This window comes from Neisseria perflava, assembly GCF_019334725.1.
Classification (GTDB): domain Bacteria; phylum Pseudomonadota; class Gammaproteobacteria; order Burkholderiales; family Neisseriaceae; genus Neisseria; species Neisseria subflava_A.
Genome location: NZ_CP079818.1, coordinates 1,940,654 through 1,958,453 on the forward strand (window position 1 = coordinate 1,940,654; position 17,800 = coordinate 1,958,453).

The following is a 17,800-nucleotide window of genomic DNA, read 5'->3' on the forward strand; positions in this document are numbered from 1 at the left end:
ATTTCAAAACCCGTATTTATAAGTTAGATGAGGAATAAATACATGAATCCCATGTATATCACTTTCGCGATTTATCTGATCGCCGTATTACTGATCGGCCTCGCCGCCTATTTTTCAACACGAAACTTCGACGACTACATCCTCGGCGGCCGTAGCTTGGGTCCGTTCGTTACTGCGATGTCTGCCGGTGCTTCCGATATGTCAGGTTGGCTTTTGATGGGTTTGCCCGGTGCCATTTACCTGAGCGGTTTGAATGAAGCTTGGATTGCCATTGGTCTGATTGTGGGTGCATACCTCAACTGGCTTTTGGTCGCAGGCCGTCTGCGCGTACATACCGAATACGCCAACAACGCGCTGACGCTCCCTGATTACTTCTTCCACCGCTTTGGTGCCGGCGGTCACTTGATGAAAGTGGTTTCTGCACTGATTATCTTGTTCTTCTTCACTATTTACTGTGCTTCAGGCATCGTAGCCGGTGCTACCCTGTTCCAAAGCCTGTTCCACGATCTGTCTTACACTCAAGCCATGTGGCTGGGTGCCGGCGCAACCATCGCCTACACTTTCTTGGGCGGTTTCTTGGCCGTAAGTTGGACCGATACCCTGCAAGCTTCTTTGATGATTTTTGCATTGGTACTGACTCCTATAATGGTGTATTTGGGTTTGGGTGGTGCAGATCAAATGAACGCGGCCATCCAACAAGTTGCCGCTTCTACCGGTAAAGAATACGGCAGCCTGTTTGCCGGTACTACTTTCATCGGCATTATCTCTACCGCCGCTTGGGGCTTGGGCTATTTCGGCCAACCACACATTTTGGCTCGCTTTATGGCTGCTGAAAGCGCTAAATCTCTGGTTTCTGCACGCCGTATCGGTATGACTTGGATGATTCTGTGTATGGCCGGTGCTGTGGCTGTCGGCTACTTCGGTATCGCTTACTTCGGCGCCAACCCTGCACACGTTGAAGAAATGAACGGCAACCACGAACGTATCTTCATCGCTTTGGCTACCCTGCTCTTCAACCCTTGGATTGCCGGTATCATCTTGAGCGCGATTCTCGCCGCCGTAATGTCTACCCTGTCTTGCCAATTGTTGGTTTGCTCCAGCGCGATTACCGAAGACTTCTACAAAGGCTTCCTGCGTAAAAAGGCACAACAAGCTGAATTGGTATGGATTGGCCGTCTGATGGTATTGGCGATTGCCGTGATTTCTATCCTGATTGCTTCTGACCCTAACAGTAAAGTATTAGGCTTGGTAGCTTATGCATGGGCCGGCTTTGGTGCCGCATTCGGTCCGGTTGTTATCCTGTCTGTTTTGTGGAAACGCATTACTGCCTACGGCGCACTCTCCGGCATGATTGCAGGCGCGCTGACTGTGGTTGTTTGGGCTGAGTGGATCAAAAAACCTGCTTTGGCCGCACAAGAAACAGGCTTCTCTACCGTCTATGAAATCGTTCCCGGCTTCATCGCTTGTACCCTCGTAATTGTTTTGGTCTCTCTGATCGACAAAAAACCTTCACGCGAATTGCAAGAACGTTTCGAAAAAGCAGACGCAGAATACCGCGCCTCTAAATAAGACGTTTTCAGACGGCCTGCATGATTCCGTGCAGGCCGTCTTTATGAAATAAACTGTTTCAAAATAATCTGAGCCTTATCAGAAAAAACAGCAATTTATGCGGATGCATCTTGTATCCGCATCATAATTTTATTACGATATTACTATCCTTCAGAATGCTTGTTTTAGCAGTCTTAATTCAGGCCGTCTGAAACCATGAAAAAACCTTTGGAGAACATAAATAATGTTTAACTTCGCTTTTCCAACACAAACTCCTCTGCGTCAAGCTGTAACTGATGCCTACCGCCGCGATGAAATCGAGGCCGTTCAGGATATGTTGCAACGTGCACAGATGACCGACGAAGAACGCAATGCCGCCTCCGAGCTTGCCCGTCGTTTGGTTACCCAAGTCCGTGCCAGCCGTACCAAAGCCAGCGGTGTAGATGCCTTGATGCACGAGTTCTCCCTCTCCAGTGAAGAAGGTGTTGCACTGATGTGTCTGGCTGAAGCCCTGCTGCGCATTCCGGACAATGCCACCCGTGACCGCCTGATTGCCGACAAAATCTCTGAAGGCAACTGGAAAAGCCACTTGAACAACAGCCCTTCCCTCTTCGTTAACGCGGCCGCATGGGGTCTGCTGATTACCGGCAAACTGACCGCGACAAACGACAAACAGATGAGTTCCGCATTGAGCCGTCTGATCAGCAAAGGCGGCGCCCCTCTGATCCGTCAAGGCGTTAACTACGCCATGCGCCTGCTGGGCAAACAGTTCGTCACCGGTCAAACCATTGAAGAAGCGCTGCAAAACGGTAAAGAGCGCGAGAAAATGGGTTACCGCTTCTCTTTCGATATGTTGGGTGAAGCCGCATACACCGAAGAAGATGCCAACCGCTACTACAACGACTACGTTCAAGCCATTCACGCCATCGGTAAAGATGCCGCTGGCCAAGGCGTTTACGAAGGCAACGGTATCTCCGTCAAACTTTCCGCCATCCACCCACGCTACTCACGCGCCCAACACGAACGCGTGATGAACGAACTGCTGCCACGCCTGAAAGAATTGTTCCTTTTGGGTAAAAAATACGATATCGGTATCAACATCGACGCCGAAGAAGCCAACCGTCTCGAATTGTCTTTGGACTTGATGGAAGCGTTGGTTTCCGATCCTGACTTGGCAGGCTACAAAGGTATCGGTTTCGTTGTTCAGGCCTACCAAAAACGTTGCCCGTTTGTTATCGACTATCTGATCGACCTGGCCCGCCGCAACAACCAAAAACTGATGATCCGTTTGGTGAAAGGCGCATACTGGGACAGCGAAGTGAAATGGGCTCAAGTAGACGGCATGGAAGGCTATCCGACTTACACCCGTAAAGTCCACACCGACATCTCCTACCTCGCCTGCGCACGCAAACTCTTGGATGCGCAAGATGCCGTGTTCCCACAATTTGCCACCCACAACGCCTACACCTTGGGCGCAATCTACCAAATGGGTAAAGGCAAAGACTTCGAACACCAATGTCTGCACGGCATGGGCGAAACCCTGTACGACCAAGTGGTCGGCCCGCAAAACTTAGGTCGCCGCGTACGCGTGTATGCCCCGGTCGGCACACACGAAACCCTGCTCGCCTACTTGGTACGCCGCCTGTTGGAAAACGGTGCGAACTCTTCTTTCGTGAACCAAATCGTTGACGAAAACATCAGCATCGACCGCCTGATTAAGAGCCCGTTCGACACCATCGCCGAACAAGGCATCCATCTGCATCCGGCATTGCCTCTGCCGCGCGATTTGTATGGCAAAGGCCGTCTGAACTCCCAAGGCGTCGATTTCAGCAACGAAAACGTATTGCAAAACCTGCAAGAAAAACTCAACCAAGCTTCTTCCGAAGACTTCCACGCTGCTTCTATCGTCAATGGCGAAGCGCGTAACGTGGGCAAAGCGCAACCCGTCCGCAACCCTGCAGACCACAACGATGTTGTCGGCACTGTCAGCTTTGCCGATGCGGCATTGGCTCAAGAAGCTATTGGTGCAGCCGTTGCCGCCTTGCCGGAGTGGAGCGCCAAACCTGCTTCAGAACGCGCCGACTGCCTGCGCCGTTTTGCCGACCTCTTGGAACAACACACGCCTGCATTGATGATGCTGGCCGTCCGCGAAGCCGGTAAAACCTTAAACAACGCCGTTGCCGAAGTACGAGAAGCCGTTGACTTCTGTCGCTACTATGCCAACGAAGCTGAAAACACCTTGCCTAAAGATGCCAAAGCTGTCGGCGCAATCGTTGCCATCAGCCCATGGAACTTCCCATTGGCCATCTTTACCGGCGAAGTGGTTTCTGCATTGGCAGCCGGTAACACCGTTATCGCCAAACCTGCCGAACAAACCAGCCTGATTGCTACTTACGCAGTTTCCCTGATGCATCAAGCCGGTATTCCGACTTCTGCGCTGCAACTCGTACTCGGCGCAGGCGATGTCGGCTCTGCCCTGACCGGCGATGCCCGCATCGGCGGTGTGATCTTCACCGGTTCTACCGAAGTAGCGCGCCTGATCAACAAAGCCCTGTCCAAACGCGACGACAGCCCTGTCCTGATTGCCGAGACCGGTGGTCAAAACGCGATGATTGTGGACTCTACCGCCCTGCCGGAACAAGTCTGCCTCGACGTATTGAACTCTGCCTTCGACAGCGCAGGCCAACGTTGTTCCGCTCTGCGTATCTTGTGCGTTCAAGAAGATGTTGCCGATAAAATGGTCAACATCATCAAAGGCGCAATGGACGAATTGGTTGTCGGCAAACCGACCCAACTGACCACAGATATTGGCCCTGTCATCGATGCTGAAGCCCAACAAAACCTGTTGGCCCACATCAACCGAATGAAAGGCGTAGCGAAGGCTTACCACGAAATCAAAACTGCCGCCGACGTTGATGACAACAACTCTACTTTCGTTCGTCCAATCCTGTTTGAATTGAACAACCTGAACGAGTTGCAACGCGAAGTGTTCGGTCCTGTATTGCACGTTGTCCGCTACCGCGCCAGCGAATTGGATCAACTCATCGACCAAATCAACGCCAAAGGCTATGCTCTGACCAGCGGTGTACACAGCCGTATCGAAGGTACTGTCGACCATATCCGCGACCGCATCGAAGCCGGTAACATCTACGTTAACCGCAACATCGTTGGTGCTGTTGTCGGCGTACAACCTTTCGGCGGTCACGGCTTGTCCGGTACCGGTCCAAAAGCAGGCGGTTCATTCTATCTGCAACGCCTGGTTCGTACTCCTGAATGGGTTGCCCCAACCCTCAGCCGAATCGGCCAAGCAGACGAAGACGCACTCAAACGTTTGGAAACCCTGGTTCACAAACTGCCGTTTAACTCAGAAGAGAAAAAAGCTGCAGCCGCAGCTTTGGGTCACGCACGCGTCCGTACCCTGCGCAAAGCCGAAACCGTATTGGTCGGCCCGACCGGCGAACGCAACTCATTGAGCTGGCGCTCTCCAAAACGTATTTGGGTACATGGCGGCAATCTGCTGCAAGCCTTCTCTGCCCTGACCGAGCTGGCAGCCGCAGGCATCCAAACCGTTGTTGAGCCTAACAGCCCATTGGCTTCCTACTCAGCCGATTTGGACGGTTTGTTACAAGTCAACAGCAAACCTGAAAACACAGGCATCAGCCATGTTGCCGCTATCGAGCCTTTGAGCAGCGAGCGCAAACAAGAGTTGGCCGGCCGCGACGGTGCGCTCATCCGCATTCTGCCTTCCGAACAAGGTCTGGATATCCTGCAAGTATTTGAAGAAATCTCTTGCAGTATCAATACTACCGCTGCCGGTGGTAATGCCAGCCTGATGGCAGTTGCCGACTAATCGTAGCCAAATCAAAGGCCGTCTGAAATTCAGACGGCCTTTTTTATGTTTTTATTTACATTTTTGCCGGATATTCGCACAAATCGTTAATCAGGCATTTGCTACATTGAGGTTTCAAAGCCTTGCACGTATAGCGGCCGTGCAAAATCAACCAATGATGAGCATCCATCAAAAATTCTTTGGGAATAAAGCGCATCAGCTTGTCTTCAACTTCACGCACATCCTTGCCCGGCGCGATTTTGGTGCGGTTGGCCACACGGAAAATATGGGTATCGACCGCCATAACAGGTTGCCCGAATGCAGTATTCAACACCACATTGGCTGTTTTACGGCCAACACCGGGCAAAGATTCCAAAGCCTCTCGGTCGGCAGGCACTTCGCCATTGTATTTTTCCAGCAAAATACGGCAAGTCTGCATGATGTGTTTGGACTTAGTTTTGTAGAGGCCTATGGTTTTGGTGTATTCCATCACGCCGTCCAGCCCCAAATCCAACATGGCTTGCGGCGTATTGGCAACTGGAAAGAGTTTGGCAGTCGCTTTGTTCACGCCGACATCAGTTGCTTGTGCAGACAATAAAACGGCGATAAGCAGCTCAAACGGCGAGCTGAAATTCAACTCGGTAGTCGGATGAGGATTGGCAGCGCGGAAACGCTCGAAAATTTCTTGGCGGATTTGTTTGTTCATTGTTTGGATTATTTTTTTATTGGTGCAGCAATTATAGTGAAATCATGTTGATACGGCTACTTCAAGTAAAACAAGGCCGTCTGAAATTGTTTTCAGACGGCCTTGTTTGATAAAAGCATTGCTATTTTAAATGCTGTTTACTTCTTACTCAAAGTCAGCCCTGTCCAGCCAAACACCAGCGTCAGAGCCAAACTCAAGTAGCAGAAGAAGGCATAAGGCAGGTATTCCCAAACAGGCACACCCAAGGCATGACTGATGAATACGCCGCAGACGCTCCAAGGCACCAACGGGTTGATGACCGTACCCGCATCTTCCAGCGTACGGGCAAGGTTGCGCGAATGCAGGCCGAGTTTGTCATATACCGGCTTAAAGGTTTCGCCGGAAAGCAGGATACTTAAATATTGTTCGCCAATCAGGAAGTTGACGCCGACCGATGTTATGGCCACGCTGAAAGTAGCACGTCCGGCATTGGTCAGGAACGCACGAATGGCCTCCAGCAAAGACGGAATCACACCAATGCTGAACAACAGGCCGCCCAAGCTCATGCCGAGTATTACGATGGTTTGCGTAAAGAACATGCTTTCTAAGCCGCCACGAGAAATAAGACGGGCAATGTCTTTGAATGCTTCGCCTTCAAGTTTGTATCCGCTGTAAAACCACGCGCCCAGCTGTTTCAAATCAGGCGTACTGTGGAAGTAAGTCATAATCAGCGCCACCACAACGGTAAACAACATGGCCACAATGGCATTGACGCGCATCAGGGCGAGGACAACCAGCAAGGCAAACGGAATCAGCGAATAGGCATGCACCAAACCGGTTGCTTCCAATTGCGCGCGGAAAGCTTCGACGCTGTTCATGTCATGTGCGGCAACATTGGGCAAGAGCCACAACATCAATGCCGCACTGATCAACCACGCAGGCACAGTGGTGTACATCATGTTTTTGATGTGTTCGAACAAATCAATGCCGACAATCGAAGCGGAAATACCGGTCGTATCGGAAAGCGGCGACATTTTATCGCCAAAGAACGCACCCGACACAATCGCGCCTGCCGTCATCGCCATATCGGCATGAAACGCAGCCGCCATACCCATAAATGCCACGCCGACAGTCGCACAAGTCGTCAAACTACTGCCGATGGAAATACCGATGATTGAGCAAAGCGCAAACGCCGAGAAATAAAAATAAGTCGGCGAAATCAATCCGAAACCGTAATACATCAGCGTCGGAATCGCACCGCTCATCATCAGCGCGCTGACCATCAGGCCGATAAAGAAAAACAGATAAATCGCACCCATGCCCTGCCCGACCGCGCCTATCATACCGTTTTGCATGTCTTGATATTTCAAGCCACGCATCAAACCGTACAACAGCAAGACCACGATCGCCGTCACAATCGACATATGCGGCAGCCATTCAAGCGAAATAATCGTGTAACCCATTGCCGCCACCAAAGCCAAGGCCACAGCGATGGCCTCAAAGCGCGGCATATTAAGTAAGGATTTGAAAGCAAACATTGTTCTTTGCCTTTTTAATAAGTATTTAACAGATTTTAGCATAACAGGCCGTCTGAAACCCGATTTTCAGACGGCCTGCCTGTTATTTTATAAAAACAGCTTCAGTAAAACTGCGACACTTTCTTTAAAATATATTAAATTATTAACATTAAATACTTTTAAATTAAAATAAATGAAATTTTATTGCTTTTTAAAACGTCCATCATGCAAAAATGCCACCACCTGCTCAACCGTTTTACGGTTAAACAGCATACCGCTATGGCTGACAGGCAAAACAACATGATCGCGCATATTCGGACAATGCGTTTCGCTGACCAAAACCGTACCATCATGTTCGCCATGCAAACCTAAAACACGACCCAGTCCATACGGTTTATTGCCGGCAATACTGCCCAACTCAACACCCTTTGGTAATTCAGGTATACCACCGTCCAATGCGCCTTTATACGAGCCGCCCAATACTGGCTTTTGCAAACCCATATTGAACACACGCTGCGCGGCACGGCTGCCTTGGTGCGGCGTACCCATGGTAACGATACGGCCGCTGACTTTATCCGGATATGCCGCCGCAAAATTGCGTAAGACCAACCCGCCCAAACTATGGCCGACAAAGTGCAGCGTTTCATCAGCATGGTTCTCATCAATCCATCGCGCTAGATCTTCAACATGTCGGTTCATCGAATGCAAAACACTGTAATAATCGAACAGAGCAACTTCAAAACCTTCTTGTTCCAGCAAATACGCCAGCGGTCTCATGACCCACGAATGCATGTGCAAGCCATGCAGCAAAATGATTTTGGCCATTTTTTCCTCCTGTCATTTAAATCATTATGCCACAAAGTAAAAAGGCCGTCTGAAATCCCATAAGGTTTCAGACGGCCTTTTATCATGATAAATTATTCGTCAGCTTTGTAGCCTTTTATAGCAAAGAAGACGATGTATACGTAACAAATCGCTGATACAACGAAAGAAATCATCAGACCTTGAGTATCCGCTACCCAACCTTGTACCACAGGCACAATCGCACCGCCGACAATCGCAGTACACAATACGCCGGAAGCGCTGCTGGTGAATCGGCCAAGACCTTTGGTTGCCAAAGAGAAAATCGTTGGGAACATGATGGAATTGAAGAAACCGATGGCCAACAATGCCCACATCGCAACATCTGCACTGGCTTTACCTGCCAACATAGCAACGCCCAACAGGACAACAGCAGCGGTAGCATTGAATGCCAAATAGCGGTTAGGCGCAATTTTCGCCATGATGGCAGAGCCTAAGAAACGGCCGACCATTGCACCGCCCCAGTAGAACGACAAATATTTCGCGGCAGATGCGTGGTCCAAACCTTTCAGATAGCCCAACACGCTAACCAATAAAGAACCGATGGATACTTCCGCACCGACATAACAGAAAATACCGGCCGCACCCAAAACCAAATGACGGTATTGCCAAACACTGTGTTTGCCATCATGGTTATGTTCGCTCTCTTCTTCGGCAATTTTACGCGCATCAGGCAAACGAATCATTTTGACAAACACAGCCAAAATAATCAGCAAACCGGCCAACCCTAAATACGGAATTTGAACGGAAGAAATTTGCTCGGCTTTGCTGACAGTTTGTGTTGCATCAGCCAAAATCAGGAATGCGCCGATTTGCGGAGCAATGGTCGTACCCAAAGAGTTAAATGCCTGAACCAAAGTCAGTGTTGCAGATTCTTTACCCGGTTTGGACAGCAAAGTCACATAAGGGTTACCCGCTACTTGCAACAGGGTTACACCTGAAGCCAAAATAAACAATGCACCCAAAAAAGTTGCATAAGAATGACTGCCGGCAGCAGGATAGAAGAGCAGACAGCCGATGGCAGTCAATACGAAGCCGCTAATCACGCCGTTTTTATAGCCAATTTTGCCGACCAAATAGCCCATCGGAATCGACATAATCGCATAAGCGGTAAAGAAACAGAATTGAATCAGCATCGCCTGAACATAAGTCAGTTCGAAAATATCTTTCAGGTGCGGAATCAAAATATCGTTCATGCAGGTAATGAAACCCATCATGAAGAAGAGTGTGGTCAGAACGACCAGCGCAGGAGTATGATTTTGTTGTGAATGCGCAGACATGATTTGCCTTTCGTTTTGTTAAGATTCGCTGGAAAAATGAGCTTAAATCAGTTCATTAAACTTAACACCCATTAACAGCCGCCCGTATCATACTGATAATCCGTCACTTTGAAAACTATTTTCTAACAGCCGACTACATTATCCTTCAGCCGTTTAATTGTAAAAAATTTAATAATATTGGATTTATCTTTTAATAGATTAAAAAAATAAAGGCATAATCTTCTTATTAAGCTTGTTATTTCTTTTTTACAATACTCCTTGATACAACTCAAAATATGCCCCTTCTTTACGCTTACCTTGGCCTGATTGCCTCTGCCTTTACTTCTGCCACACTACTTCCGGGTACATCCGAGGCGGCATATGCCGCATTTGTGTACCAATATCCGCAACATGCCCTCGGCGCATGTTTGTGTGCCGGATTGGCGAATGGCTTGGGCAGTATGGTTTCGTATTACATGGGCAGGATGTTTCCAAATAAAAAAAGGCCGTCTGAAAAAATGTTGGAAAGGCTTAATCGTTGGGGAATTTGGCCGCTATTGTTTGCATGGCTGCCGATTATCGGCGATGCCCTCCCCCTTGCTGCAGGCTGGCTCAGGCTCAATGCCCTGCATTGCGCCATTATTCTGATTGCAGGCAAACTGCTGCGCTATGCGGTGATTTATTGGGGAATGAACGCAGTTGCCGGATAAGCTGACAAGTCAAAAATAAAGGCCGTCTGAACGATTCAGACGGCCTTTGCCTTTAATTCGACAATTACAACACTTTCACAATGCTCTCGCACAAATAATCGATGTTGTCATCAGTAATGCCGGCAACGTTGATGCGACCGGAGCGGACGGCATAAATGGCAAACTCGTTTTTCAAACGGTCAACTTGTTCTGGAGTCAGGCCGCTGAAAGAGAACATGCCGTTTTGTTCGATAATGAAATCAAAATCTTGGGTTGCACCTTTGGCTTTGAGCAACTCGACAAATTTTTGGCGCATGGCTTTGATGCGGCCGCGCATTTCATCGAGTTCGGCAATCCATTGTGCTTTCAAATCATCATTTTTCAACACCAGCGCAATGGTGTTCGCACCGTGTGAAGCCGGGTTGGAATACAAGGTACGGATGATGGTTTTGACTTGGCTGTGGGCGCGGGCTGCTGTTGCTTCATCTTCAGCCACCAAAGTGAACGCGCCGACGCGTTCGTTGTACATGCCGAAGTTTTTGGAATAAGAGCTGGCAATCAGCAATTCTTTATTGTATTTCAAGAATACGCGCAAGCCGTAGGCATCTTCTTCCAAACCGTTGCCAAAGCCTTGGTAAGCAAAGTCAAACAGCGGCAACCAGCCTTTTTCGGCAGAAAGTTTTGCCAAAGTTTCCCATTGTTCGGGCGTAGGGTCGATGCCGGTAGGGTTGTGGCAGCAGCCGTGCAGCAGGACGATGTCGCCTTTTTGCGCTTGGCTCAAGTCTTCAATCATGCCGTCCCAATCCAAACCGTGTTTGGCGGCATCGTAATAACGATAAGGTTTGTCTTGGATACCGACTGCTTTGGCGATGGCGTTGTGGTTTGGCCAAGTCGGATTGGAAATCCAGATGGTTTGCGCGTTCAACTGGCGTTTGGCAAATTCGGCCGCAATACGCAATGCGCCTGTACCGCCAAGGCTTTGCGCTGTTTTGGCGCGACGGCTGGCGATGATTTCGTGGTCTTTGCCAAACAGCAGAATTTGGGTTTGCTCGTTGTAATCGGCAACGCCGTCGATGGTGAGGTAGTTTTTAGTTGTCTCGCTTTCCAACAGGCGTTTTTCAGCCTCTTTGACGGCTTTGACAATAGGTGTCGCGCCGGATGCGTCTTTGTACACGCCGATGCCGAGATTGACTTTTTCGGGACGGGTTTCGGCTTTAAACGCTTCGCCCAAACCTAAAATCGGATCAGCAGGAGCAGCTTCGATATGCTTGAAGAACATGATTTTTCTCTTTACAAGTAGTAAAACGGTTGAAAAAATACAAATTTATGTAATTTTACGCCGTTTCGGGCCGTCTGAAAACGGATTATTACAGGGTTTTAACGCAAGATTGCCAACAAATCCAAAGGCGTGGCAATACGGAAATCGGCAAGCCAGTTTTCGGTTTGGTCTTCGGCAGAAATATAGCCCCAATCGGCAAGCACGGTTGTCATCCCGGCATTCTTGCCTGCCTGCATATCGCGCTCGGCATCGCCGACATAAAAACATCGCCGCGCTTCGACACCCATCTGTTCGCACGCATAAAACATGGGCTTCACGCTGGGCTTAGGTTCATCGCAAGTATCGCCGCTGACAATGACGGCAGGAGGCACGGTAAACCCGAGCTTAGGCACGAGGACATCGGTAAAGCGCATGGGCTTGTTAGTGATAACGCCCCATTGGATACCGCGTTGAACTAAGGCTTCTAGCATTTCGTTTACGCCGTCGAACAAGATGGTTTGATCGGCATAGCAGCGGCTGTATTCTTCCAAAAACTCTTTGCGCCATTGCATATAGTCCGGATGGTCGGGCGTAATGCCTGCACCAAGTTTGAGCAAACCGCTCGCACCGTGGCTGGCCTGCGGACGGATTTCATCCATGCTTTTTTCAGGCAAACCGTGTCGGCGCAATACCGTGTTGAGCGCGCCACCCAAATCAAGTGCGGTATCGGCAAGCGTGCCGTCAAGGTCGAATAATACGGCTTGGGTCATAAGTGTTCCTTTGATGATTTTAGAAGGCCGTCTGAACAATCCAACAAGTTTCAGACGGCCTGAATATGGTTAATGGTGATGGTGTTCGTGAACTTCCTGCGAACACAAAACTTCATCTTTATGCGGATGCTGTTCGCTTTCAATCTGAATCGTACAATGCCCGATGTTGTGATGCGCCAATTCATGTCCGATGCGGTAGGCGATTTGTTCGGACTCTGCAACCGTCATGTTGCCATCTACGACAATATGGCAGGACAAAACGTGGATATTGCTGGTAATCGTCCAAACATGCAAGTCGTGAACGGATTTTACGCCTTCCGTATTGCGGATAACGCTGAGCAACTCATCGGTATGGATGTTTTCCGGCGCTCCTTCCATCAAAATGTGCAAAGTCTGTTTAAACAGCTTCCAGCCGCTGCGCCCTACCAAAGCCGCCACCAATACGCTAGCAACCGTATCCGCCCATTGCCAGCCATACGCCATCATCAGTACCGCTGCGACAATCGCCCCTATCGAGCCGAACAAATCGCTGATTACATGCAGATACGCGCCGCGCATATTGACGTTTTCTTCGGTATCACTATTCTTCAACATATAAACGGCGACGCCGATGTTGACCAGCAATCCGATGATACTGACCACCAACATGCCGCCCGTCAAAATTTCCGGCGGATAAAATAATCGTTTGACTGCTTCATAAAAAATCATCGCCGCAATCAACACCAGCGACAATCCGTTAAACATCGCCGTCAAAATTTCAAAACGCTTGTAACCGAATGTCTTTTGCAGCGTGGTCTGTTTCTCGCCAAGTTTGAATGCCCACAATGCCACGCCCAGCGAAAACGCATCGCTGAACATATGCCCCGCATCAGAAAGCAGGGCCAAAGAGTTGGTCAGCCAGCCGCCGACCGCTTCAACCAGCATAAATCCGGCAACGACGAAAAATGAAATGCGCAATACCTGCTTATTGGCGGTATGCGTGTGCGCGTGCGAATGATCGTGATGATGTGCCATGATGATTTTACCGTTTCAGACGGCCTTTTTATCCTGTTTCAAACTTTTCTCAAAATCTTCCAACATATCCAGCTCGAAACGGCTGAATCCTGCACGTTCCCGTGCTTCGATATTAACGTAGCCTCGGAATATAAACATATCGTAACGCGCAATCAGACTGCGGAACAGGGCGACCGGTTCCAAACCGCGCTCACGGCAAAGATGCTGATACCAATGATTGCCGATGGCGACATGCCCCACTTCATCGCGATAAATAATATCCAGCACATCGCAGGTTTCCACATCGCCACGCTGTGCCACTTTTGCACGAATACCCGGCGTGACATCCAAACCGCGCGCTTCCAACACCCGCGGCACCAAAGCCATGCGCAACAAAGGATCGTAAGCAGTTTTATATGCCATATCCCACAAATGCCCGTGCGCTTCAAAATCGCCGTAATCGTAGCCCAAGCTGTTCAGACGGCCACGCATTAAGCCGAAGTGAAACACTTCTTCTTTCGCCACCCTTACCCAATCGCGTACAAACTGAAACGGCATATTGCGAAAACGATACGCCGCATCCAAAGCCAGATTAATCGCATTAAATTCAATGTGCGCAATCGCATGCAGCATGGCCGCATAGCCTTCGACCGTATTCATCTTGCGCGGCGTAACCTCCGAAGGCGCAACCAAACGCGGACGGGATGGATGACCGGCAAAACGGCAATCCACGGGTTTCGACGCTTCAGCCGTCAAACCTTCCGCCTCGCCCAACTGCGCAAACAAGGCCTGCGTCAATCTTCCCTTTTCACCCGGATTGTCCGACAGCAAAGCCTGTTCCAATAAAGGATAAGGATTCAGATACATACAAAACCATTGTTTTCAAAAGATAAATATTATAACCGTTTTAAAAAGCAAACAGAAAGACTATAATTTCAAGCTTTCCGTAAAATGACATTAAATACCACACCAAGCCCTTATGCGTTTCATTAAAAAAACGTCAAAACCAAATACAGGCCGTCTGAAGAAATGAAATTATTTCAGTCACTTGATTGGATTCTTCATATTTACACAAATTAAACCCGCCATTCAGCCCCTTGCCTGTTACACCATAACGTCTATACTGAACCCATCTCTCCGAACAAGGAACCAAAACATGAAAACTACCCGACTGTTCACCCTGACCGCTGCCGCGCTGCTTTCTTCAGCCATCGGCTTTGCACAAGCCGGCGCAGTGGACGCCCTGAAAAAATTCAATAATGACGCCGACGGTATCAGTGGCAACTTCAGCCAAACCGTTCACAGCAAAAAGAAAACCCAAACTACATACGGTACATTCAAAATCCTGCGCCCTGGCTTGTTCAAATGGGAATACACCAAACCCTATAAACAAACCATCGTTGGCGACGGCAAAACCATTTGGCTCTATGACGTAGATTTGGCGCAAGTAACCAAGTCCTCACAAGACCAAACCATCGGCGACAGCCCTGCCGCCATCCTCTCCAACAAAACGGCATTGGACAGCAGCTACACGCTAAAAGAAGACGGTTCTGCTAACGGTATCGACTACGTTTTGGCTACGCCTAAGAAAAACAACGCCGGCTACCAATACATCCGCATCGGCTTCAAAGGCGACAACCTCGCCGCCATGCAGCTGAAAGACAGCTTCGGCAACCAAACCAGCATCAGCTTCAGCGGTTTGAACACCAAGCCTAACCTTTCCAGCAGTATGTTCAAATTCACACCTCCTAAAGGCGTTGATGTCTTGAGCAACTAAGCTTTCAACTGAAACACAAAGGCCGTCTGAACAACAGACGGCCTTTTATTTAGTTCAATTCAAAATCAAACACACTGTTACTTTTGACCTTGAATGGCCGCGGCAATTTTTTCTGCGCCTTTTTTCGCCCAGTCTGCCTGCTTGGCTTCCACCATCACGCGCACAACAGGCTCGGTACCGGATGCACGCAAGACCACGCGGCCTTTGCCTTCGAGTTCTTTTTCCACTTCAGCCAAAGCCTCTTTGGAAGCGTCCTGCCAGTTTTGGCCTTTTTTGATGCGGACGTTGATCATGGTTTGCGGATACGGCTGCCAATCGGCGCAAACGGTGGCAAGGTCTTGATTCAAGGTTTGCAATGCGGCCAAAACTTGTAGCGCGGAAATGATGCCGTCGCCGGTATTGTGTTTGTCCATGCACAAAATATGGCCGCTGGCTTCGCCGCCAATCAGCCAACCGCGTTGGTGGAGCTGTTCCAACACATAGCGGTCGCCCACTTTGGCACGGCAGAAATCAACGCCCTGCTCTTTCAAAGCAATTTCCATCGCCATATTGGTCATCACTGTACCCACCACACCGCCGATTTCCACGCCTTCGTGCGCGCGTGCTTTGGCAATCACATAAATCAGGCTGTCGCCGTCATACACTTTGCCATTGCGGTCAACCATCATCAAACGGTCGCCATCGCCGTCCAAGGCAATGCCGTAATCGGCTTCATTTTGCAGTACGGCAGCTTGCAAAGCTTTCGGATGGGTCGCACCACATTTCTCATTGATGTTGTAGCCGTTTGGCTCATCACCGATACTCACCACTTGCGCACCCAATTCGTGGAATACTTTAGGCGCAACTGCATAGCCTGCACCATTGGCGGTATCGACCACCAATTTCAGACCGCGCAAATCCAAATGACTTGGGAAAGTGGATTTACAGAACTCGATATAGCGGTCATCCGCACCATTAATCCGGCGCGCGCGGCCAAGACGGCTGGACGGCTGGGTTTTCATTTCTTCATCGATTTTGGCTTCAATTTCCAACTCGATTTCATCGCTCAGCTTCACACCGCCTTCGGCAAAGAATTTAATGCCGTTGTCGGAATAAACGTTATGGGAAGCAGAAATCATCACACCGGCAGACAAACGCAAAGCACGGGTCAGATACGCTACGCCCGGGGTTGGCAGAGGGCCGGTTTGAATAACATTGACACCGGCGGCGGTAAAACCGGCAATCAGCGCAGCTTCCAGCATATAGCCTGAAATACGCGTGTCTTTGCCGATTAAGACGGTTGGTTTGATTTCGCCTTCGTGCTGCACCAAAACCTGACCTGCCGCATAGCCTAATTTCAAGACAAAATCAGGATTGATAGGAAACTGACCGACTTCGCCACGCACACCGTCAGTACCGAAATATTTTTTTGCCATGAGATAACTCCGTGATTGTTTTGTCGTATGTGAATATAGTTAAACTTCTTTAAAAGAATATTGTGTTTGAAGGCCGTCTGAATCTTTCAGACAAACTACAATCTAGTACTCTCGTATTATAGCAAGATCAGGCCTTCCTGCACGAAAAAAGCGCATCCTATGCAGAATGCGCTTTCTATTCGAGAGTCAAAGTCAAATCTTAGAATTTAGCACCAGATTGATTAGCCATGTAATCAACTGCAGCTTTCACTTCATCGTCGCTCAGGCTGCCGTTACCGCCTTTGGCAGGCATTGCGTTAAAGCCTTCGATTGCATGTTTGTGCAGGGTGTCTTTACCTTGTTTGATACGAGGAGCCCAGTCTTCTTTTTTACCTACATGAGGAACACCGGGAACTGCACCGCCGTGACATGCTTGGCAGCTGGCTTCGTAAACTTTTTTACCGTCTGCACCACCGGCAGCTGCGCCTTTGTCTTCAGCTTTGGCAGCGTCTGCTTTAGGAGCATCTGCAGGAGCCACACCCTCAGCCGCTGGAGCTGAAGCAGCTTCGCCGGAAGCAGCGGCATCGGCAGGAGCCGCAGCATCAGGATCGGGGAAAGTACCGCCGGCTTTGTTGGCCATATAAGTAATCACGCGTTTCAATTCTTGGTCGGTCAAATCAGCTGCACCGCCTTTGGCAGGCATTGCGTTGAAACCGTTCAAAGCGTGTTGGAACAAGGTATCAAAGCCTTGGGCGATACGAGGAGCCCAATCGCCTTTGTTTTCAAATTTAGGCGCATTAGGAACGATACTGTCCGCCGCGTGACATTGGATACAGATTTTATTGAAAATCTGGTCGCCTTGACGCTCGCCGACTGGAATACCATCGCCCAATTTCAGTTGGCCGACTGGCTGGATACGGGTTTGAGTCGCAGCTTCGGTTGTTTCGGCAACATCGCCGAATGAACCGCTTCCCGCCAGTTTGATCAGGAAGTAAATCACTGCAATGACAATAACGATACCGCTCACAAGGGTGAACAATGCAGAGCCTTGGGCTTTGTGGTCGCGGAGTTGTTTCATTTGGTAGGCCTCGCCGTTAGGTTAGGTTGTGCTGTAAGTTATAGTTTATGTGTTAAACGCAGTTAACAATATTTTGCTGGATTATACTGAATTCGCAAAGGCTTTCCAATCCATCTTGAGAAAAAGATACGCAAAAATCCTC

At 49.3% G+C, this 17,800-nt stretch carries 14 protein-coding genes; 4 read left to right on the top strand and 10 right to left on the bottom strand.

Translation table 11 applies throughout. The features are described 5' to 3' along the window. The first annotated feature begins 42 nt into the window (after positions 1-42). On the top strand, positions 43-1,569 hold the full coding sequence (gene putP / locus LPB400_RS09305) for a sodium/proline symporter PutP (RefSeq protein WP_070460963.1): 1,527 nt from the start codon (positions 43-45) through the stop codon (positions 1,567-1,569). Between the two features lie 223 nt (positions 1,570-1,792). After that, positions 1,793-5,398 carry a bifunctional proline dehydrogenase/L-glutamate gamma-semialdehyde dehydrogenase PutA gene (gene putA, locus LPB400_RS09310; RefSeq protein WP_107792002.1) on the top strand — a complete coding sequence of 1,202 codons (3,606 nt, stop codon included), beginning with the start codon at positions 1,793-1,795 and terminating at the stop codon, positions 5,396-5,398. 55 nt (positions 5,399-5,453) lie between these two features. On the opposite strand, the gene nth is transcribed toward putA, so the two are convergent. The 4 genes from nth to LPB400_RS09330 all read right to left on the bottom strand — a co-directional run bounded on the left by nth (position 5,454) and on the right by LPB400_RS09330 (position 9,720). Further along, complete coding sequence (gene nth / locus LPB400_RS09315) at positions 5,454-6,083, bottom strand: endonuclease III (RefSeq protein ID WP_049323145.1); 630 nt, start codon at positions 6,081-6,083, stop codon at positions 5,454-5,456. Between the two features lie 137 nt (positions 6,084-6,220). Further along, complete coding sequence (gene nhaC, locus LPB400_RS09320; protein ID WP_070646703.1) at positions 6,221-7,600, bottom strand: Na+/H+ antiporter NhaC; 1,380 nt, start codon at positions 7,598-7,600, stop codon at positions 6,221-6,223. Between the two features lie 180 nt (positions 7,601-7,780). Further along, complete coding sequence (locus LPB400_RS09325; protein ID WP_107769231.1) at positions 7,781-8,404, bottom strand: alpha/beta fold hydrolase; 624 nt, start codon at positions 8,402-8,404, stop codon at positions 7,781-7,783. A 92-nt stretch (positions 8,405-8,496) separates the two neighbouring features. Beyond that, a complete protein-coding gene (locus tag LPB400_RS09330; protein ID WP_107792003.1) occupies positions 8,497-9,720 on the bottom strand; it encodes a sugar MFS transporter in 1,224 nt (407 codons plus the stop codon). A gap of 275 nt (positions 9,721-9,995) precedes the next feature. Between LPB400_RS09330 and LPB400_RS09335 the strand changes: the two genes are divergently transcribed. Then, the gene (locus tag LPB400_RS09335) at positions 9,996-10,409 is read left to right on the top strand and encodes a YqaA family protein (RefSeq protein WP_070813763.1); all 414 of its coding nucleotides are present in this window, start codon (positions 9,996-9,998) and stop codon (positions 10,407-10,409) included. A gap of 64 nt (positions 10,410-10,473) precedes the next feature. On the opposite strand, the gene LPB400_RS09340 is transcribed toward LPB400_RS09335, so the two are convergent. The 4 genes from LPB400_RS09340 to LPB400_RS09355 form a co-directional block, all read right to left on the bottom strand. Beyond that, positions 10,474-11,667, bottom strand: a complete 1,194-nt coding sequence (locus LPB400_RS09340) for an amino acid aminotransferase (RefSeq protein WP_070813762.1) — start codon at positions 11,665-11,667, stop codon at positions 10,474-10,476. A gap of 98 nt (positions 11,668-11,765) precedes the next feature. Then, a complete protein-coding gene (locus LPB400_RS09345) occupies positions 11,766-12,416 on the bottom strand; it encodes an HAD family hydrolase (RefSeq protein WP_070813761.1) in 651 nt (216 codons plus the stop codon). Positions 12,417-12,485: 69 nt separating this feature from the next. Continuing rightward, on the bottom strand, positions 12,486-13,430 hold the full coding sequence (locus LPB400_RS09350; protein ID WP_107792004.1) for a cation diffusion facilitator family transporter: 945 nt from the start codon (positions 13,428-13,430) through the stop codon (positions 12,486-12,488). A 15-nt stretch (positions 13,431-13,445) separates the two neighbouring features. Continuing rightward, a complete protein-coding gene (locus tag LPB400_RS09355; protein ID WP_107792005.1) occupies positions 13,446-14,276 on the bottom strand; it encodes a ferritin-like domain-containing protein in 831 nt (276 codons plus the stop codon). Between the two features lie 289 nt (positions 14,277-14,565). Between LPB400_RS09355 and lolA the strand changes: the two genes are divergently transcribed. Continuing rightward, a complete protein-coding gene (lolA, locus tag LPB400_RS09360) occupies positions 14,566-15,186 on the top strand; it encodes an outer membrane lipoprotein chaperone LolA (RefSeq protein ID WP_219088813.1) in 621 nt (206 codons plus the stop codon). 77 nt (positions 15,187-15,263) lie between these two features. Here the strand turns inward: lolA and glmM are convergent, their stop codons facing one another. Together glmM and LPB400_RS09370 are read right to left on the bottom strand one after the other, a co-directional pair. Continuing rightward, positions 15,264-16,601: a phosphoglucosamine mutase gene (glmM, locus tag LPB400_RS09365; protein ID WP_070589678.1), complete on the bottom strand. Its 1,338-nt coding sequence runs from the start codon at positions 16,599-16,601 to the stop codon at positions 15,264-15,266. A gap of 199 nt (positions 16,602-16,800) precedes the next feature. After that, positions 16,801-17,658 (bottom strand): c-type cytochrome, encoded by an 858-nt coding sequence (locus LPB400_RS09370; RefSeq protein WP_070460981.1) that lies wholly within the window; start codon positions 17,656-17,658, stop codon positions 16,801-16,803. Positions 17,659-17,800: the final 142 nt, after the last annotated feature.